The organism is Acidovorax sp. PRC11 (assembly GCF_031844105.1).
Classification (GTDB): Bacteria; Pseudomonadota; Gammaproteobacteria; order Burkholderiales; family Burkholderiaceae_C; genus Paracidovorax.
This window is the reverse complement of the sequence record NZ_JAUZUQ010000002.1, coordinates 318,119-334,255: the sequence shown is the minus strand read 5'-3', so window position 1 is coordinate 334,255 and position 16,137 is coordinate 318,119. Positions and strand designations below refer to the sequence as shown.

At 69.9% G+C, this 16,137-nt stretch carries 13 protein-coding genes; 6 read left to right on the top strand and 7 right to left on the bottom strand.

Going from position 1 to position 16,137, the window contains the following annotated elements; all coding sequences use genetic code 11:
• Window positions 1–10: 10 nt before the first annotated feature.
• Window positions 11–1,909 carry a protein translocase subunit SecD gene (gene secD, locus Q9R47_RS03580; protein ID WP_311231821.1) on the bottom strand — a complete coding sequence of 633 codons (1,899 nt, stop codon included), beginning with the start codon at window positions 1,907–1,909 and terminating at the stop codon, window positions 11–13.
• 80 nt (window positions 1,910–1,989) lie between these two features.
• Complete coding sequence (gene yajC, locus Q9R47_RS03575) at window positions 1,990–2,322, bottom strand: preprotein translocase subunit YajC (RefSeq protein WP_311231820.1); 333 nt, start codon at window positions 2,320–2,322, stop codon at window positions 1,990–1,992.
• A gap of 240 nt (window positions 2,323–2,562) precedes the next feature.
• Between yajC and Q9R47_RS03570 the strand changes: the two genes are divergently transcribed.
• Together Q9R47_RS03570 and Q9R47_RS03565 are read left to right on the top strand one after the other, a co-directional pair.
• Window positions 2,563–2,934, top strand: coding sequence for an MbcA/ParS/Xre antitoxin family protein (locus Q9R47_RS03570; RefSeq protein ID WP_311231819.1), 372 nt, complete (start codon window positions 2,563–2,565; stop codon window positions 2,932–2,934).
• Window positions 2,931–3,623, top strand: coding sequence for an RES family NAD+ phosphorylase (locus Q9R47_RS03565; protein WP_311231818.1), 693 nt, complete (start codon window positions 2,931–2,933; stop codon window positions 3,621–3,623). The genes Q9R47_RS03570 and Q9R47_RS03565 overlap by 4 nt, the downstream gene beginning before the upstream one ends.
• Window positions 3,624–3,645: 22 nt before the next feature.
• On the opposite strand, the gene Q9R47_RS03560 is transcribed toward Q9R47_RS03565, so the two are convergent.
• Window positions 3,646–7,221, bottom strand: a complete 3,576-nt coding sequence (locus Q9R47_RS03560) for an indolepyruvate ferredoxin oxidoreductase family protein (RefSeq protein ID WP_311231817.1) — start codon at window positions 7,219–7,221, stop codon at window positions 3,646–3,648.
• Window positions 7,222–7,401: 180 nt separating this feature from the next.
• On the opposite strand from Q9R47_RS03560, the gene Q9R47_RS03555 reads away from it, so the two are divergent.
• Window positions 7,402–7,884, top strand: coding sequence for an Lrp/AsnC family transcriptional regulator (locus Q9R47_RS03555; RefSeq protein ID WP_311231816.1), 483 nt, complete (start codon window positions 7,402–7,404; stop codon window positions 7,882–7,884).
• Between the two features lie 111 nt (window positions 7,885–7,995).
• Entirely contained in the window at window positions 7,996–9,771 is a 1,776-nt protein-coding gene (locus Q9R47_RS03550) for an MFS transporter (RefSeq protein WP_311231911.1), read from the top strand.
• Between the two features lie 43 nt (window positions 9,772–9,814).
• On the opposite strand, the gene Q9R47_RS03545 is transcribed toward Q9R47_RS03550, so the two are convergent.
• Together Q9R47_RS03545 and Q9R47_RS03540 are read right to left on the bottom strand one after the other, a co-directional pair.
• Entirely contained in the window at window positions 9,815–11,047 is a 1,233-nt protein-coding gene (locus Q9R47_RS03545) for a hypothetical protein (RefSeq protein ID WP_311231815.1), read from the bottom strand.
• A gap of 133 nt (window positions 11,048–11,180) precedes the next feature.
• On the bottom strand, window positions 11,181–12,407 hold the full coding sequence (locus Q9R47_RS03540; protein ID WP_311231814.1) for an MltA domain-containing protein: 1,227 nt from the start codon (window positions 12,405–12,407) through the stop codon (window positions 11,181–11,183).
• Between Q9R47_RS03540 and Q9R47_RS03535 the strand changes: the two genes are divergently transcribed.
• Together Q9R47_RS03535 and Q9R47_RS03530 are read left to right on the top strand one after the other, a co-directional pair.
• Window positions 12,355–12,489, top strand: a complete 135-nt coding sequence (locus tag Q9R47_RS03535; RefSeq protein ID WP_311231813.1) for a hypothetical protein — start codon at window positions 12,355–12,357, stop codon at window positions 12,487–12,489. The two genes, Q9R47_RS03540 and Q9R47_RS03535, sit on opposite strands and share 53 nt — an antisense overlap.
• A 171-nt stretch (window positions 12,490–12,660) precedes the next feature.
• The gene (locus tag Q9R47_RS03530; protein WP_311231812.1) at window positions 12,661–13,314 is read left to right on the top strand and encodes an OmpA family protein; all 654 of its coding nucleotides are present in this window, start codon (window positions 12,661–12,663) and stop codon (window positions 13,312–13,314) included.
• Between the two features lie 45 nt (window positions 13,315–13,359).
• On the opposite strand, the gene Q9R47_RS03525 is transcribed toward Q9R47_RS03530, so the two are convergent.
• Window positions 13,360–13,989, bottom strand: coding sequence for a sigma-70 family RNA polymerase sigma factor (locus Q9R47_RS03525; protein ID WP_311231811.1), 630 nt, complete (start codon window positions 13,987–13,989; stop codon window positions 13,360–13,362).
• Complete coding sequence (locus Q9R47_RS03520) at window positions 13,989–16,085, bottom strand: ATP-binding protein (RefSeq protein ID WP_311231910.1); 2,097 nt, start codon at window positions 16,083–16,085, stop codon at window positions 13,989–13,991. Before Q9R47_RS03520 ends, Q9R47_RS03525 begins: the two co-directional genes overlap by 1 nt.
• Between the last annotated feature and the right edge of the window lie 52 nt (window positions 16,086–16,137).

Below are 16,137 nucleotides of genomic sequence, written 5' to 3'. Positions count from 1 at the left end.
CTTCCTTCGGTCAGTTCGTCTTGGCGGGCGCGGAGGGCACCACCGGGGTGTCGGGACCGGGCTTCCACACCTGGCCGATGGACACGCTCTTGAGCTTCTTCTTGCGGCCATACCAGAGGTTCACCAGGCCGCGCGAGAAGAACACGGCCGAGAACATGCTGGTCAGGATGCCCAGGCAGTGCACCACGGCGAAGCCGCGCACGGGCCCCGAGCCGAAGGCCAGCAGCGCCAGGCCGGCGATGAGGGTGGTGACGTTGGAGTCGAGGATGGTCGCCCAGGCGCGCTCGTAGCCCGCATGGATGGCCGCCTGCGGCGCGACGCCCGCGCGCAGTTCCTCGCGGATGCGCTCGTTGATCAGCACGTTCGAGTCGATGGCGACGCCCAGCGCGAGCGCCATGGCGGCGATGCCGGGCAGCGTCAGCGTGGCCTGCAGCATGGACAGCACGGCGATCAGCATGAGCACGTTCACCGACAGCGCGATGGTGGAGAACACGCCGAAGAGCGCGTAGTACACGCACATGAACACGGCGATGGCCACCATGCCCCAGACCACGCTGTGGATGCCGCGGCTGATGTTGTCGGCGCCGAGGCTCGGGCCGATGGTGAATTCCTCGATGATCTCCATCGGCGCGGCCAGCGAGCCGGCGCGCAGCAGCAGCGACGTGTCGTTGGCCTCGGCCGTGGTCATGCGGCCGGAGATCTGCACGCGGCCCCCGCCGATCTCGGAGCGGATCACCGGCGCCGTGACGACCTCGCCCTTGCCCTTCTCGAAGAGCACGATGGCCATGCGCTTGCCGATGTTCTCGCGCGTGATGTCCTTGAAGATGCGCGCGCCCTTGGCGTCGAGCGTCAGGTTGACGGTGGGCTCCTGCGTCTGGCCGTCGAAGCCGGGCTGTGCGTCGGTGAGGTTCTCGCCCGTCAGGATGACCTGCTTCTTGACGATGATGGCCTGGCCGTTGCGGTCGGGGTAGCGCTCGCTGCCGAACGGCACGGGGCCGGAGCCGCGCTCGGCGCCGCGCGCCTCGGTGCTCTCGTCCACCATGCGGACTTCGAGCGTCGCGGTGCGGCCCAGGATGTCCTTGGCCTTGGCCGTGTCCTGCACGCCGGGCAGCTGCACCACGATGCGGTCGGTGCCCTGCTGCTGGATCACCGGCTCGGCCACGCCGAGTTCGTTGATCCGGTTGTGCAGCGTGGTCATGTTCTGCTTGAGCGCCTGGTCCTGCACCTTGCGCAGGGCCTCGGGCTTGATGGTCGCCCGCACGAGCACGCCGTTGCCGTCCGGGGTGGCGGTGGCCACGAGGTCGGGGAACTGGTCGGAGATCAGGTTGCGCGTGGCCGTGGCGGCCGCCTCGTCGCGCAGGCGCACGTCGATGGTCTGGCCGTCGCGGTTGATGCCGCCGTGGCGGATGTTGCGGTCGCGCATGAGGGTGCGCAGATCGCCCGCGAAGGACTCGGCCTTCTTGGTGATCGCGGCCTGCATGTCCACCTGCAGCATGAAGTGGACGCCGCCGCGCAGGTCCAGGCCCAGGTAGACGGGCTGGGCGTGCAGCGCCGTGAGCCAGGCGGGCGAGCGCGACACGAGGTTCAGCGCGACGATGTACTGCGGATCGGCCGGATCGGGCACCAGGGCCTTCTGGATCACGTCCTTGGCCTTGAGCTGGGTGTCGGGCGTATCGAAGCGCGCGCGCACCGAATTGCCGTCGAAGCCCACCGCGTCGGGCGTGATGCCGGCCGCCTTCAGGACCTCTTCCACGCGCCCCTGCAGCGACGGCTCGATCTTCAGCGACGCCTTGGCCGAGGACACCTGCACCGCGGGCGCCTCGCCGAACACATTGGGCAGGGAATAGAGGATGCCCACGAGCAGCACGACCACGAGGATCGCGTACTTCCAGACCGGGTAACGGTTCATGATCGCGCTCTTATCTCAATTAACTAGGCGCCGCGCGCCGATCCCCCAGAGGCAACGGCTGCCGAGGGGGATGCCAGTGATCACTTCACGGTTCCCTTGGGCAGCACCTGGGAGACGGCGCTGCGCTGGATCTGCACTTCGACGCCCGAGGCGATCTCGATGTGCAGGAAGCCTTCGGACAGGCGCGTGACCCGGCCCACGATGCCGCCGGCCGTGGCCACCTCGTCGCCCTTGGCGATCGCTTCGATCATGGCGCGGTGCTCCTTCTGGCGCTTCATCTGGGGGCGGATCATGATGAAGTACAGCACCACGAACATCAGCACCAGCGGCAGCATGCCCGTGAGCGAGGACATCATGCCGCCGGCAGGTGCGGCGGCCGGGGCGGTCTGGGCGAAAGCGGAAGAGATAAACACGGCAACAGGCTCCGTTGAAAGAAGGGTCGTCCGGCGCAGCCGCCGGGCCGATCGTGCACGCAGCGGCGCAGAGAGCGCCTGCCGCAGGGCAACAGGCGATTGTATGCGGCGCCTTTCCGGGACCTGGAGGCATAACCCGTGGGTCGTTGGGTTATGCAGGGGGAGTGTCCCATGGGCAGCGGTATTAAATATTGCGTCTTTTATGCATAATATTTCCACAGAAATCTCAAGGAGCACGCCATGGAACAAGCCATCGCCCGACCCGACCCTGGCCAGGTGCTTGCCAAGGCCACGGCCCGTGCGAGCCTATTTCTTGGAATGAACGGCGTCATGCTGGCCAGAACGCTGGGCCTGAGCGAGCCCACGGTGTCGCGGATCCTCAAAGCGGAAAAGCCGATCGATCCGGCAAGCAAGGAGGGCGAGCTGGCATTGCTGCTGGTGCGCGTCTACCGTTCGCTGGATGCCCTCGTGGGCACGGACGACGGCAAGCGGCAGGCGTGGATGACGGGATTCAACAAGGCCCTGGGCGGTGTGCCGTTGCAGATGGTCCAGCGTGTGGACGGTCTCGTGGCCACCCTGTCGTATCTCGACGCCATGCGTGCGCCCACATGAGCGCATGGGACCCGCGGTGGTTCGGCGAAAGCCTCCGTGTGCGCCAGCTGCTGGTATGGCGCGGGGTGGAGTCGCAATACGCAGCGGCCACGGTCAGGCTGGTCGACTCCCTGCAGGAACAGGATTTGCTGGAGCAGATGCTGGAGGCCAGCAAGCCCCCCATTGCGAAAGGACGGCATTACCTGCTGTTCACGCCCTTCCGGTACACGCCACCGCATCCTCACCGGTTTCGCCCGGCCCATGAGCACGGGCAGTGGTACGGCGCAAGGAATCAGGTGGCCGTCTGCGCCGAAATCGCCTACTGGCGCCACCGGTTCATCCTGGACAGCACGGGCCTGCTGGGCGAAGACCTGCTGACGGAACACACGCTGTTCCAGGCGCAGCTGCGGGGCCCTTCCATCGACCTCATGCAGGAGCCCTGGAACCGCCGCAGAGCGCAGTGGACCCATGGCAGCGACTACACCGCCACCCAGGCCTTGGCCGCAGAGGCCCGGCACAGGGGCGTGCTGTGGATCAAATACGAATCGGTGCGCGCCCCCCATGAAGCCTGCGCCGTGGCGTTGGTCCCGGACGCATTGTTCGAGCCCCCTCAGGGAATCGACGCAACGCGCCAGCGATGGATCTGCAAGGCGACCCGGAGCAAGGTGATGCTGATCGGCGATGCCGATCGCTTCGAGTGGGATTTCTGAACCGGCAACCCGGGCCCCTTCCTCAGGCGCTCTGCCGCAGCGCCGCCTCGGCCGGGCCCTGCCGCCAGCGCGCCATCAGGCCTTCCCACTGCGTGCGGGCCGCCTCCAGGTGCCGGGCCTTCACGTGGCCGTAGCCGCGGATCTGCTCGGGAATGCGCGCGATCTCCACGGCCAGCGGCAGGTTCTCCGCCGTGAGACCGGCCAGCAGCTCTTCGATGCAGGCGCGGTACTCGCGGATCAGCGCGCGCTCGGTGCGGCGCTCCTCGGTGCGGCCGAAGGGATCGAACGCCGTGCCGCGCAGGCCCTTCATCTTCGCGAGCACGCCGAAGGCCTTGTGCATCCAGGGGCCGTAGGCCTTCTTCACCAGCTCGCCGCGCTCGTTCTTCTTCGCCGTGAGCGGCGGCGCGAGGTGGTGCACCACGCGGTAATCGCCCTCGAACATGCCGGCGATCTTCCCGGCGAAGGCGCCGTCGGTGTGCAGGCGGGCCACCTCGTACTCGTCCTTGTACGCCATGAGCTTGAAGAGGTATCGCGCCACGGCCTCGGCGAGGCGCGTGGTGGTGCCCAGTCGCGCCTCGGCGTCCTGCACCTTCTGCACGAAGGCGCGGTATTCGGCGGCATAGGCGGCGTTCTGGTAGCCGGTCAGGAACTCCTCGCGGCGCGCGATGACCTCGGCCAGCGCCGGCTTCTTGGCGAACTGGATGACCTGCGCCGTCTGGAACAGCGCGCGCACGGCCGCCAGATCATGGGCGCAGCGGCGGCCCCACTCGAAGGCGGCCTTGTTGTTGTCCACCTGCACGCCGTTGAGCTCCATGGCCCGCATCAGCGCGGCATGCGAGAGCGGCACGCGGCCCTTCTGCCAGGCGTAGCCGAGCATGAGCGGGTTGGTGTAGATGCTGTCGCCCAGCAGCTGCAGCGCCACTTCTTCGGCATCGAAGCTGCCCAGCAGCTCGCCGCCCACGGCCGAGGCGATGGCCGTGTCGCAGTGCTGGCCGGGGAACTGCCAGTCGGGGTTGTTCACGAACGACGCGGTGGGCGAACCGTGGTTGTTCAGCGCCACGAAGGTGCGGCCCGGCTGCATCGCGGCCATGGTGGTCTTGAGCGAGGCGACGATCGAATCGCAGCCGATGATCAGGTCGGCCTTGGCCGTGTCCACCTTGGTGGTGTAGATGGCTTCGGGCCGGTTGGCGATCTGCACGTGGCTCCAGGTGGCGCCGCCCTTCTGCGCGAGGCCGGCCGCGTCCTGCGTGACCACGCCCTTGCCCTCCAGGTGCGCGGCCATGCCCAGCAGCGAGCCGATGGTGATCACGCCCGTGCCGCCCACGCCGGCCACGACGATGCCCCAGGCGGATTCGGCCAACGGCAGCACCGGCTCGGGAATGGGGGCCAGCGCCGACAGGTCGCCCTTCTTTTCCTTCTTCGGCTTCTTGAGCGTGCCGCCTTCGACGGTCACGAAGCTCGGGCAGAAGCCCTTCAGGCAGGAATAGTCCTTGTTGCAGGTGCTCTGGTTGATGCGGCGCTTGCGGCCGAATTCGGTCTCCAGCGGCTCCACCGACAGGCAGTTGGACTGCACGGAGCAATCGCCGCAGCCCTCGCAGACCAGCTCGTTGATGACCACGGTCTTGTCGGGCGTGGCGAGCGTGCCGCGCTTCCTGCGGCGGCGCTTCTCGGTGGCGCAGGTCTGGTCGTAGATGATGACCGTGCAGCCGGGGATCTCGCGGAATTCGCGTTGGATGCGGTCCAGCTCGTCGCGGTGGTGCACCGTCACGCCCTCGGCGAGCGGCACGCCGTCGTACTTGGCGGGCTCGTCGGTCACGATCACCAGTTTCGCCACGCCCTCGGACTTCAAACTGTTCATGATCTGCAGCACCGAGTGGCCCTCGGGCCGCTCGCCCACCTGCTGGCCGCCGGTCATCGCCACGGCGTCGTTGTAGAGCACCTTGTAGGTGATGTTGGTGCCGGCCGCGATGCTCTGGCGGATCGCGAGCAGGCCGCTGTGGAAGTACGTGCCGTCGCCCAGGTTGGCGAAGACGTGCTTGTCCAGCGAGAACGGCTGCTGCCCCACCCAGGTCACGCCCTCGCCGCCCATCTGCGTGAAGGTGGAGGTGTTGCGGCCCGGCATCCAGTTGACCATGTAGTGGCAGCCGATGCCGGCCACGGCGCGCGAGCCCTCGGGCACGCGGGTGCTGGTGTTGTGCGGGCAGCCGCTGCAGAACCAGGGCGTGCGGTCGCCCGTGTCGGCCGTGGTCTCGGCCAGCGACCGCTCGCGCGCGTCGATCACCGTGAGGCGCGCGTCCATGCGCGCCACCACGTCGTCCGGCATGCCGAGCTTCTTCAGCCGCTTGGCGATGGCGCGCGCGATGATCGCGGGCGTCAGGTCGGCCTTCGGGCGCAGCAGCCAGTTCTGGCTCGGGTTGGCCATGCTCCACTCGCCGCCGGAGTTGTCGCCCTCCCCTTCGTCGAACTTGCCCAGCACGTTCGGGCGCACGTCGGCGCGCCAGTTGTAGAGCTCTTCCTTGAGCTGGTATTCGATGACCTGGCGCTTCTCCTCCACCACCAGGATCTCCTGCAGGCCCTGGGCGAACTCGCGCGTGATCGTCGCCTCCAGCGGCCAGACCACGTTCACCTTGTGCAGGCGGATGCCGAGCCGGCGGCAGGTATCGTCGTCCAGGCCCAGGTCGATGAGCGCCTGGCGGGTGTCGTTGTAGGCCTTGCCGCTCGCGATGATGCCGAAGCGGTCATTCGGGCCTTCGATGACGTTGTAGTTGAGCCTGTTGGCGCGCACGTACGCGAGGGCGGCGTACCACTTGTAGTCCATGAGGCGCGCTTCCTGCTCCAGCGGCGCGTCGGGCCAGCGGATGTGCAGGCCGCCGGGCGGCATCGCGAAATCCTCGGGCAGCACGATCCGCACGCGGTCCGGGTCGATCGAGATGCTGCTGGACGACTCCACCACCTCCTGGATCGTCTTCATGCCCGACCAGACGCCCGAGAAGCGGCTCATGGCGAAGGCGTGCAGCCCCATGTCGAGGATGTCCTGCACGCTGCTGGGGAAGAACACCGGCAGGCCGCAGGCCTTGAAGATATGGTCGCTCTGGTGCGGCGCGGTGCTGCTCTTGCTGATGTGGTCGTCGCCCGCGATGGCGATCACGCCGCCGTGCTGCGCCGTGCCGGCCATGTTGGCGTGCTTGAACACGTCGGAGCAGCGGTCCACGCCCGGGCCCTTGCCGTACCAGATGCCGAAGACGCCGTCGAACTTCTTCTTGTCGGGATACAGGTCGAGCTGCTGCGTGCCCCATACGGCGGTGGCGCCCAGCTCTTCGTTCACGCCGGGCTGGAACACGATCTGGTTCTGCGCCAGGTGCTTGCGGGCGGCCCACAGGGCCTGGTCGTAGCCGCCGAGCGGCGAGCCCCGGTAGCCGCTGATGAAGCCCGCGGTGTTGAGCCCTGCACGCGCGTCGCGCTGGCGCTGCAGCATCGGCAGGCGCACGAGGGCCTGCACGCCGCTCATGAAGGCCCGTCCCTCGGGCAGGGTGTACTTGTCTTCAAGAGTAACGTTTTCGAGGGCGCGGCGGATGTGCTCCGGCAGCGGTGCGTTCATGGTTGTCTCTCCATCATCGTCGGGGGTGCCGCGGCCTCGTGGGCGCGGGCAGGGCTGCGCGCCCGGTGGGGCGGGCTGTGTCTGCATGCCAGTGTAGGCAGGACGGCCGGATATGTCCTTTCGTTTCCATGCCGTGTTTACCCTCGTTTCAGAAAGATCCTTTCTCGAAACAATCGATGAATGGAAGAACTCGACAAATTCGACATCGCCATCCTGGCGGAACTGCAGGCCGATGCACGCCTGACCAACGCCGAGCTGGCGCAGCGGGTGGGCCTCTCGGCGGCGCCGTGCTGGCGGCGCGTGCGGGCACTGGAGGGTGCAGGCTTCATCAAGGGCTACCACGCCGAGATCGACCGGCACCGCATTGGCCTGGGCGTGCTGGCGTTCGTGCGGCTGGACGCCGACCGCAGCACCGGCGGCCTCACGCGCGAGATGGAGGAAGCCATCGCGAAGATCCCGGAAGTGGTCGCCTGCCACTACATCAGCGGCACCGGCACCTTCGAGCTGCAGGTGGTGGCGCGCGACCTGGAGAGCTTCTCGCAGTTCGCGCGCGGCGTGCTGCTGAACCTGCCCAACGTGAAGGACATGCACACGAGCTTTTCGCTGGGGGAGGTGAAGGCGGGTGGGGCGCTGCCGCTGAGCCATCTAGGCCGGGGACGCTGACGCAAGAGGCCCCGCCGGGGCCCGAACGACGGCCGCGTATTGCGCCGTCCGGCAACGTCCGGGAAGAAAGTCGCTGCACGATCGCGCCGCACTGGGGACAATGGGATGCCTATGCCGCAGCAGCCCCCTCCTTCCCCGGACACGTCACCTTACCCTTCCTCAACAAACGCCCCCATACCGCCCGCGCACGGTGGCGCTGAACGCGCGCCCCCCGGCCGCCTGATCGAAGACCCGGCCGCCACGCCCGCCGCGCAGGCGGCTGCCTCCGCCGAGGCCGCGGCGGCCGCCCAGCTCGGCCAGGACGCCGCGCGGCGTGCCGAGCTCGCCCCCCTCGCCCCGCTCGGGGTACCGGTGTTCCGCATGCTGTGGCTCACCTGGCTCGCGGCCAATACCTGCATGTGGATGAACGACGTCGCGGCCGCGTGGCTGATGACGACGCTCACCACCTCGCCCGTGCTGGTGGCGCTGGTGCAGACGGCCTCCACGCTGCCGGTGTTCCTGCTGGGCCTGCCCAGCGGCGCGCTGGCGGACATCCTGGACCGGCGGCGCTATTTCATCGCCACGCAGTTCTGGGTGGCCGCGGTGGCGCTGGTGCTGTGCCTGGCCATCCTGGCCGGAGGGATGACGGCGCCGCTGCTGCTGGCGCTCACGTTCGCCAACGGCATCGGGCTGGCGATGCGCTGGCCGGTGTTCGCGGCCATCGTGCCGGAGCTGGTCAACCGCGCGCAATTGCCCGCGGCACTCGCGCTCAACGGCGTGGCGATGAACGCCTCGCGCATCGTCGGCCCGCTGCTGGCCGGGGCGATCATCGCCAGCGCGGGCAGCGCCTGGGTGTTCGTGCTCAATGCCGTGCTGTCGGTGATCGCGGGCTTCACGATCATGCGCTGGAAGCGCACGCACGTGCCCAATCCGCTGGGCCGCGAACGGCTCGGCAGCGCGATGCGCGTGGGCGTGCAGTTCGTGCGCGAGTCGCCGCGCATGCGTGCCGTGCTCTGGCGCATCTCGATCTTCTTCCTGCACGCCACCGCCCTGCTGGCGCTGCTGCCGCTGGTGGCGCGTGACCTGGAGGGCGGCGGCGCGGGCACCTTCACGCTGCTGCTGGCCTCGATGGGCGCCGGCGCCATCGCCGCGGCGATGTTCCTGCCGCGGCTGCGCCAGGCGATGCCGCGCGACACGCTGGTGGGCCGCGGGGCGCTGCTGCAGGCGCTGGCCACGTCGGTGGTCGCGATCGCGCCGAATGTGTATGTCGCCGTGCCGGCGATGGTGGTGGGCGGCATGGCCTGGATCACCACGGCGAATTCGCTGAGCGTGTCGGCGCAGCTCGCGCTGCCGAACTGGGTGCGCGCGCGCGGGATGTCGATCTACCAGATGGCGATCATGGGCGCCACGGCGGCGGGCGCGGCCTTCTGGGGGCAGGTGGCCTCGGTGACCAGCGTGCACATGAGCCTGGCGATCGCCGCGCTCACCGGCACCATCGCGATGGCACTGGTGCAGCGCTTCGTGGCCGACCGCACGATGGAAGAGGACCTGAGCCCCTCGCGCGCCTTCAAGGTGCCCACCGCGCCCACCACGCCCGAGCGCGGGCATGTGGTGGTGACCATCGAATACGTGATCGATCCCGAGCGCGCCACCGAATTCCGGGCGACGATGCAGGAGAGCCGCCGCAGCCGCCTGCGCCAGGGCGCGCTCGACTGGCAGCTGCAGCACGACATCGCCGACCCGAGCCGCTACGTGGAGCGCATCGTGGACGAATCCTGGACCGAGCACCTGCGGCGCTTCGACCGCGTCACCGCATCGGACGTGGCGCTGCGCGACCGCAAATTGGCGTTCCATGTGGGCGATGCGCCGCCCGCGGTGACGCGCTATCTGGTGGAGCTGGAGCGGTAGCGGCAGCGCAGGCGGCGATACCCGCGCGCACCGCTGCCGGCGGTCAGCGCCGCACCGGCCGCAACCCGAACCAGCCGCCTTCGGCGTCGTACAGCACGTCGAACTGCCGCAGCATGTGGCGGCCGGTGTTGACGAAGGCCGGGCGCCCGGGCGAGTTCACCAGCACCGCCTGGGGCGCCGCGGCATCGCCCACGCGGAAGTCGTATTGCGCGACGGGCGCCTGCGCGCCGGGGAACATCACCTGCACGGGCGTGTCCGGCTGCAGGCCGGTGACGGTCCGGCCGGGGCGACTGGGGTTGGGTATCTGGGCCGTCGGCAGCGCCGAAGGGTTGGAGACAGTGAGATACATCTGCGCGATGCCGGTGTCCACCAGCACGGGCCCGGCCTCGGGCGCGCTGCCGTTCACCGAGACGGCCATGGTGGCCTGCCGCCAGTCGCGCGGATCGGTGGAGGCGGGCGAGCCGTTCGCGAGCAGGCTGCCGGGCTGCAGCTTCACGGCACGGAAGCCCGTGGCGTTGGCCGGCGTGAGGCCGGCGTGCACGCCGTGCTGGGTGACGATGTAGCCGGCATGCACCTCGCCCGGCCGCACGGGCCGGCCGCCGATCATGGAGAGGTTGAGCAGCGGGTTCTTGTCGGGCGTGCCCTGCGGCTGGCCGTCGTGCTCGCGCCCGAAGCCGACGCCCATGTAGGCGATGCCGGCGGGGTTTTCGGTGGTGTCCGTGGGCTGGTCGCAGTCGGGCCGGTTGGCTTTTTCGCTCCAGCCCGGGCAGATCATTTCCTTCTCGACGGCCAATACCGGAACCCGCGCGATCACCTCCTCGCCCCCGGAGCGGAAGACGAGGTCGCGCACCACCCAGTGGCCGATCCACAGCCGCTTGCTGCTGGAGAGGAATTCCCAGCCGGGGTGGGTGTCGCGCGCTTCCCCGGCACGCGAATAGCCGGGCAGGTCGACGGCGGAAATCACCACGCCGGTGGAGCCCGTGTCCATGGTGACGGTGAAGGTCCGGGCGGGCGCGCTCACCGGGCCGTCGGCGGGCATGCGCACTTCGAAGGCCAGCCGGGGCGCGTTCGCCATGGGCAGGGACTGGTCGCCGGGCGGGGATGCGAACGGAATGAAGTGCGCGTTGGTGCCGGGGCGCAGGACGGGGCCCGCGGCAGTGGCGGAAGCGGTGGACGCCGTGGAATCGGTGGCGGCGCCTGGCGGCGTCTGGGCGCCCGCGGCGCCGCAGGCGAGCAGCGCGGTCAGGTGGACGATCGCCGTGCGGATCGGTGTCATGGTTCTCTCTCCCTGCTGTGGTTATGGAGAGGCCAGACTACACGATCCGCAGGGCGTGTGGGCGCGGCGCACGTCACATGTGCGCCGCGCTGCCCCGGGCGGAGCGGCGCTGGCGGCCCGGAGCGGCTTCAGCTCACCTCGGCCACAGCGCCCACAGCCGCAGGCCCTGCTTGAGCCGCCCGGCCAGCTCGCCCGCTTCCTGGCCCCAGCCTGCGAAGTAGTCCGCCCGCACGGCGCCCAGGATGGCGGAGCCGGTGTCCTGCGCCAGCACCAGCCGCTGCAGCTGCGCCGTCGGCCCGCTGGAGGCCAGCCAGACGGGCGTGCCGTAGGGAATGCTCTGCCGGTCGACCGCGATGGAACGGCCCGGGGTGAGCGGCACGCCCTGCGCGCCGCGCGGGCCGAAGGCCGCGTCCATGGGCGACATGGCCTCTTCGCGGAAGAACACGTAGCGCGGATTGGCCCAGAGCATCTCCTGCACCCGCTGCGGGTTCTGCAGCGTCCAGGCGCGGATGCCCGGCCAGGTGGCGTCGCGCACCAGGCCCTGGTCGAGCAGCCAGCGGCCGACGCTCTGGTAGGGCTGGTCGTTGGTGCCGGCGAAGGCCACGCGCACGAGGCGCACGGAGCCGTCCGGCTCCTGGATGCGCAGCCGCCCCGAGCCCTGGATGTGCACCACCAGCGCCTCGACCGGATCGCGCACCCAGGCGATGACCCGGCCCGCGAGCGCGGCCTGCGCCTCGGGCAGGGTGTCGATCTGCTGGCGCGTGTACCAGGGCTTGCGCTGGCCGAAACCGTTGGGCAGGGCGTAGAGCGGCACGGTGAAGCCGTTGCCCGGATTGCGGCTGGCGTCCAGATACGGCTCGTAGTAGCTGGTGAGCATGCCGTCGGCGTTGCCGTCGAGCGCCTCGATCCGGTAGGGCTGCAGGCGCGCCACCATCCATTCGCGCTGCTCCTCCGGCGTGGCGATGGAGAGGCGGCGGATCTCGGGGCACAGCGGCGCGAAGGCCGGCAGCGGGCGTTCGCAGCTGCGCAGCCAGGCGTTCCAGGCCTCGTACAGGGAGTCGGTGGAGAACCCGGGCAGTTCGTTCCAGTGCACGGGAATCCAGCGGCTCTTGGGCTGGGCCATGGGCGAAGGAAGCGGCCCGCCGGGTTCGGGGGGCAGCGGCACGCCGGGCCCCGGCGGCAGGGTGACGAGGGGACCGGTGGGCGACGGGGCGGGTACCGGGGAGGGTGCGGGCGCACGCGTGGAGCAGGCGGCCAGCGTTCCTACAATCAGCGCCATTGTCACCAGGCGCAGGAGACGGAGATTCATGGGGCTGATTTTGCTTGAAGCACTGCTGGCGCTGGTGGTGCTCGTCGCCATCGTGTGGTGGACCATGTTCTCGGGACGGCCCCGGGGCGAGCTGCCGCCCCGGGACGGCGAGCCGCCGGACGAGGGAAAGTAGGACGGGGCCTGCACGCGCTGGCGGCTTTCGCCGGTCACGCGCGGCTGCGGTGGCGCCAAGAATTCCCGTATGTGCCGGCTGGACGGGAACGTTGATTTTCGCGCTCCCCCGTGCCTGCATTCCGCGGGCCGGCCGCACTCCCATCACACGACAGCACACAAGGAGAATTCCATGCGCGTATCCCGCACCCTCATCGCCGCCACCGCCGCCGTCCTGCTCGCCAGCGGCTGCGCCAACATGACCGACACCCAGCGCCGCACGGCCACCGGGGCGGGCGTCGGTGCCGCCGGCGGCGCCGTGCTGGGCGCGGTGACGGGCGGCAACGCCGGCACCGGCGCGGTCATCGGCGCGGGCGTGGGCGCCCTGGGCTCGTACATCTGGTCGCAGCACATGGAGCGCCAGAAGCAGGAGATGCAGCAGGTGACGCGCGGCACGGGCGTGGTGGTCACGCAGACGGCCGACAACCAGCTCAAGCTCGACATCCCGAGCGACATTTCGTTCGCCACCAACCGTTCCGACATCCAGTCGAACTTCGCCCCGGTGCTGGACCGCTTCGCCGAAGGCCTGCGCAACAACCCCAACGCCGAAGTGCGCATCGTCGGCTACACCGACTCCACCGGCACGGACGCGATCAACAACCCGCTGTCGCTCGACCGCGCCACCAGCACGCGCAACTACCTCACCTCGCACGGCGTGAACGGCGGCCGCATCCAGGTGGAAGGCCGCGGCGCACGCGAGCCGATCGCCACCAACGACACGGCCGAGGGCCGCGCCCGCAACCGCCGCGTCGAGATCTACGTGGGCGAGCGCCAGCGCCAGGGCTGACGCAGCCCGCCGGTCCCGCGCAGCGCCGCGGGGCCGTTCAAACGCTCAATCGGCCGATCGGAGCAGGTTCGCCAGCTCGACGGCCGATTTCACCTGCATCTTGTCGAACACGCGTGCCCGGTGGACTTCCACCGTGCGCACGCTGATGTCCAGCTGGTCGGCGATCAGCTTGTTGGGCAATCCCTCCACCACGAGCCGCATGACGTCGCGCTCGCGTTCGGTCAGCTCGGAGAGCCGCTGCTGCAGGTCGTCGCGCTGGTGCACGGATTCGAGATGGCGGGCCGACTGCGCGATCGCCTGCTCGATGCGGTCCACCAGCAGGTTGTCGGAGAACGGCTTTTCGCAGAAATCGAAGGCGCCCCGCTTGACGGTGGCCACCGCCGTGGGCACGTCGGCATGGCCCGTGAGGAAGATCACCGGCATGGCCGCGATGAGACCGCGCTCGGCCAGCCGGTCGAAGACCGCCAGGCCGCTCATGCCGGGCATGCGCACGTCCAGCAGCAGGCAGCAGGGATGGCGCGGCATGGGGCGCTCGCCCAGCGCGGCCTCGAAGGCCTCCGCGCTGTCGAAGGATTCACTGGGAACGCGGCGCGAGCGCAGCAGCCAGGCGAGCGCTTCGCGCACGCCGGCGTCGTCGTCCACGATGTACACGGTGGCGTTGGAGACGGGTTCCATCAGGCAGAAGGGTGGGCAGGATCGGTGTCGGTTCCTGCGGCGGGGCAGGCCGGCAGGGTGAAGGTGAATACCGTACCACGCGGCGCGTGCGGCGCGTGGCCCAGGAAGCCGCCGTGCTGCTCGACCACGGTGCGGCACAGGCTCAGGCCCAGCCCCATGCCTTCGGCGCGGGTGGTGAAGAACGGCGTGAACAGCTTGGCACCGATCTCGGGCGCGATGCCCGGGCCGCCGTCGATCACCTGGAATTCGATCCACGCGTTCTGGGCATTGGAGGCCGCGCGGCGCACGCGCAGCTCCAGCAGCCGCTGCGGCGTGCCGGGCTCGTCCATCGCCTGCATGGAGTTGCGCGCCAGGTTGAGCAGCACCTGCTCCACCATCGTGCGGTCGCACAGCACGCGGGGCAGCTGCGGCTCCACGGCGATGCGGATCTGCACGCGCAGCTTGTGGGCCTGCAGGCGGATCAGCGGCAGCACCGCGTCCAGCAGGTCTTCGGGGGCGACGGGCTCGCGCGTCTGGTCGCGGCGGCGCACGAAGTCGTGCACGCTCTTGATGACGCGGCCCGCACGCTCGGCCTGCTGGGCGATCCGCTGCAGGGCCACGCGCACGTCCGGCAGGTAGGAGGCAGTGGCGGCCCCGCCGTCCTGCCCGGGCGGCGCGCTCTCGAGCAGGTTGATCGACCCGGAGGCATAGCTCGCGATCGCCGCGAGAGGCTGGTTCAGCTCGTGGCTCAGCAGCGAGGCCATCTCGCCCACGGTGGCGAGCCGCGCGGTGGCCTGCAGGCGCTCCTGCGAGGCCCGCGAGATCTCTTCGACGCGGCGCTGCTCGCTCACGTCCAGGAAGGCGCTCATCCAGCCCGTGTGCAGGCCCTGCGCATTGATCAGGGGCGCCTCGAAGATCATCACGGGAAAGCGCGTGCCGTCCTTGCGCATGAAGGTGGACTCGTAGCCCTCGCGCGGGGGCGGATGCTGGCCCGCGAGCCGGCTCTGCTGCCGCCGCCAGTATTCGTCGGCGAACTCGGGTGGCCAGTAGGGCGGCCGGTCGGCCTGGCCCAGCAGTTCCTGCGTGGGGAAGCCCACCATCTCGCAGAAGGCCGGGTTCACGTAGGTGATCCGGCCCTGCAGGTCGCGCGCGCGCAGCCCCGTCACCAGCGAATCCTCCATCGCCTTGCGGAAGGCGAGCGCGTCGCCCAGGTCGCGCTCGGCGCGCAGCCGGCGGCGGTTGTCGCGCACCAGCACCACGAGCACGGTGACCAGCGCGATCGACATCGCCGTCACCAGCGCGGTGAGCACGTTGGGGAAGACGCTGGGGGCGCTGTGCCAGCTGTCCATGCGCAGCACCAGGGCCGTGCCGGCCAGGTCGAACAGCTGCTGCGTGCTGAACATGCGCATGCCGCGCCGGTTGGCGCCCACCATCGCGAGGCGGGTGCCGTCGGCCTCGGTGAACGACACCTCCTGCCCGCGCTTGAGGCCCGGCACCACCATCTCCACCAGCACGTTCTGCAGCGAATAGGTGGCGACGAGGTAGCCGGTGCTCACGCCCTCGTGCGTGAGCGGGATGCACAGCTCCATCATCTCGGTGCCGCGGCCCTCGCCCAGGGGCTGGTAGTAGCTGCCGGAGTACGAGGGCCCGCCCACGCGCCGCGCGTTGCCGCAGGCCAGGGCGGTGTTGGAGTGGGCACTGCCGCGTGCGTCCGCGTCCCACTGCACGGGCCGGTAGGGCGTCTCGGCGTGGGCGCGCACGCGCAGCGACGGGTCCCGCCATTCGACGCGCACCAGCTCGCGGCGGATGCCGAGCAGCCGGGCGGAGCGTTCCTCCCAGGTGGCGATGTCCGGATCGCCCGCCTGCAGCGCCTGCAGGTTCTGCAGGTTGTGGGTGAAGCCGGTGCGCAGGTCGGCGACGGCATCGGCCGCGTCGCGTTCCAGGCGGTTCTGCACCTCGGTGGCCTCGTAGCGGCCCGCCAGCCACACCTGCGTGACCAGCATGCCCGCCACGAGCAGCACCAGCGCCGTCCAGAGCGACCAGCGCCGCCATGCGATGTGCCAGCGGCGCCAGGACCAGCGTCCCCGCGCGGCCGGCCCGGGGCCCGGCGGCGGCACCGGCGCGGCTGCGGACGCAGGCGCGGACGGCGCGGTATCGGCGGAGGAAGGC

Bases quoted from the DNA above. Each gene is read 5' to 3' on its own strand.
- secD (WP_311231821.1), bottom strand. From the start codon at position 1,909: ATGAACCGTTACCCGGTCTGGAAGTACGCGATCCTCGTGGTCGTGCTG.
- Q9R47_RS03570 (WP_311231819.1), top strand. From the start codon at position 2,563: ATGGAACAAGCCATCGCCCGACCCGACCCTGGCCAGGTGCTTGCCAAG.
- Q9R47_RS03565 (WP_311231818.1), top strand. From the start codon at position 2,931: ATGAGCGCATGGGACCCGCGGTGGTTCGGCGAAAGCCTCCGTGTGCGC.
- Q9R47_RS03560 (WP_311231817.1), bottom strand. From the start codon at position 7,221: ATGAACGCACCGCTGCCGGAGCACATCCGCCGCGCCCTCGAAAACGTT.
- Q9R47_RS03555 (WP_311231816.1), top strand. From the start codon at position 7,402: ATGGAAGAACTCGACAAATTCGACATCGCCATCCTGGCGGAACTGCAG.
- Q9R47_RS03550 (WP_311231911.1), top strand. From the start codon at position 7,996: ATGCCGCAGCAGCCCCCTCCTTCCCCGGACACGTCACCTTACCCTTCC.
- Q9R47_RS03545 (WP_311231815.1), bottom strand. From the start codon at position 11,047: ATGACACCGATCCGCACGGCGATCGTCCACCTGACCGCGCTGCTCGCC.
- Q9R47_RS03535 (WP_311231813.1), top strand. From the start codon at position 12,355: ATGGGGCTGATTTTGCTTGAAGCACTGCTGGCGCTGGTGGTGCTCGTC.
- Q9R47_RS03540 (WP_311231814.1), bottom strand. From the start codon at position 12,407: ATGGCGACGAGCACCACCAGCGCCAGCAGTGCTTCAAGCAAAATCAGC.
- Q9R47_RS03530 (WP_311231812.1), top strand. From the start codon at position 12,661: ATGCGCGTATCCCGCACCCTCATCGCCGCCACCGCCGCCGTCCTGCTC.
- Q9R47_RS03525 (WP_311231811.1), bottom strand. From the start codon at position 13,989: ATGGAACCCGTCTCCAACGCCACCGTGTACATCGTGGACGACGACGCC.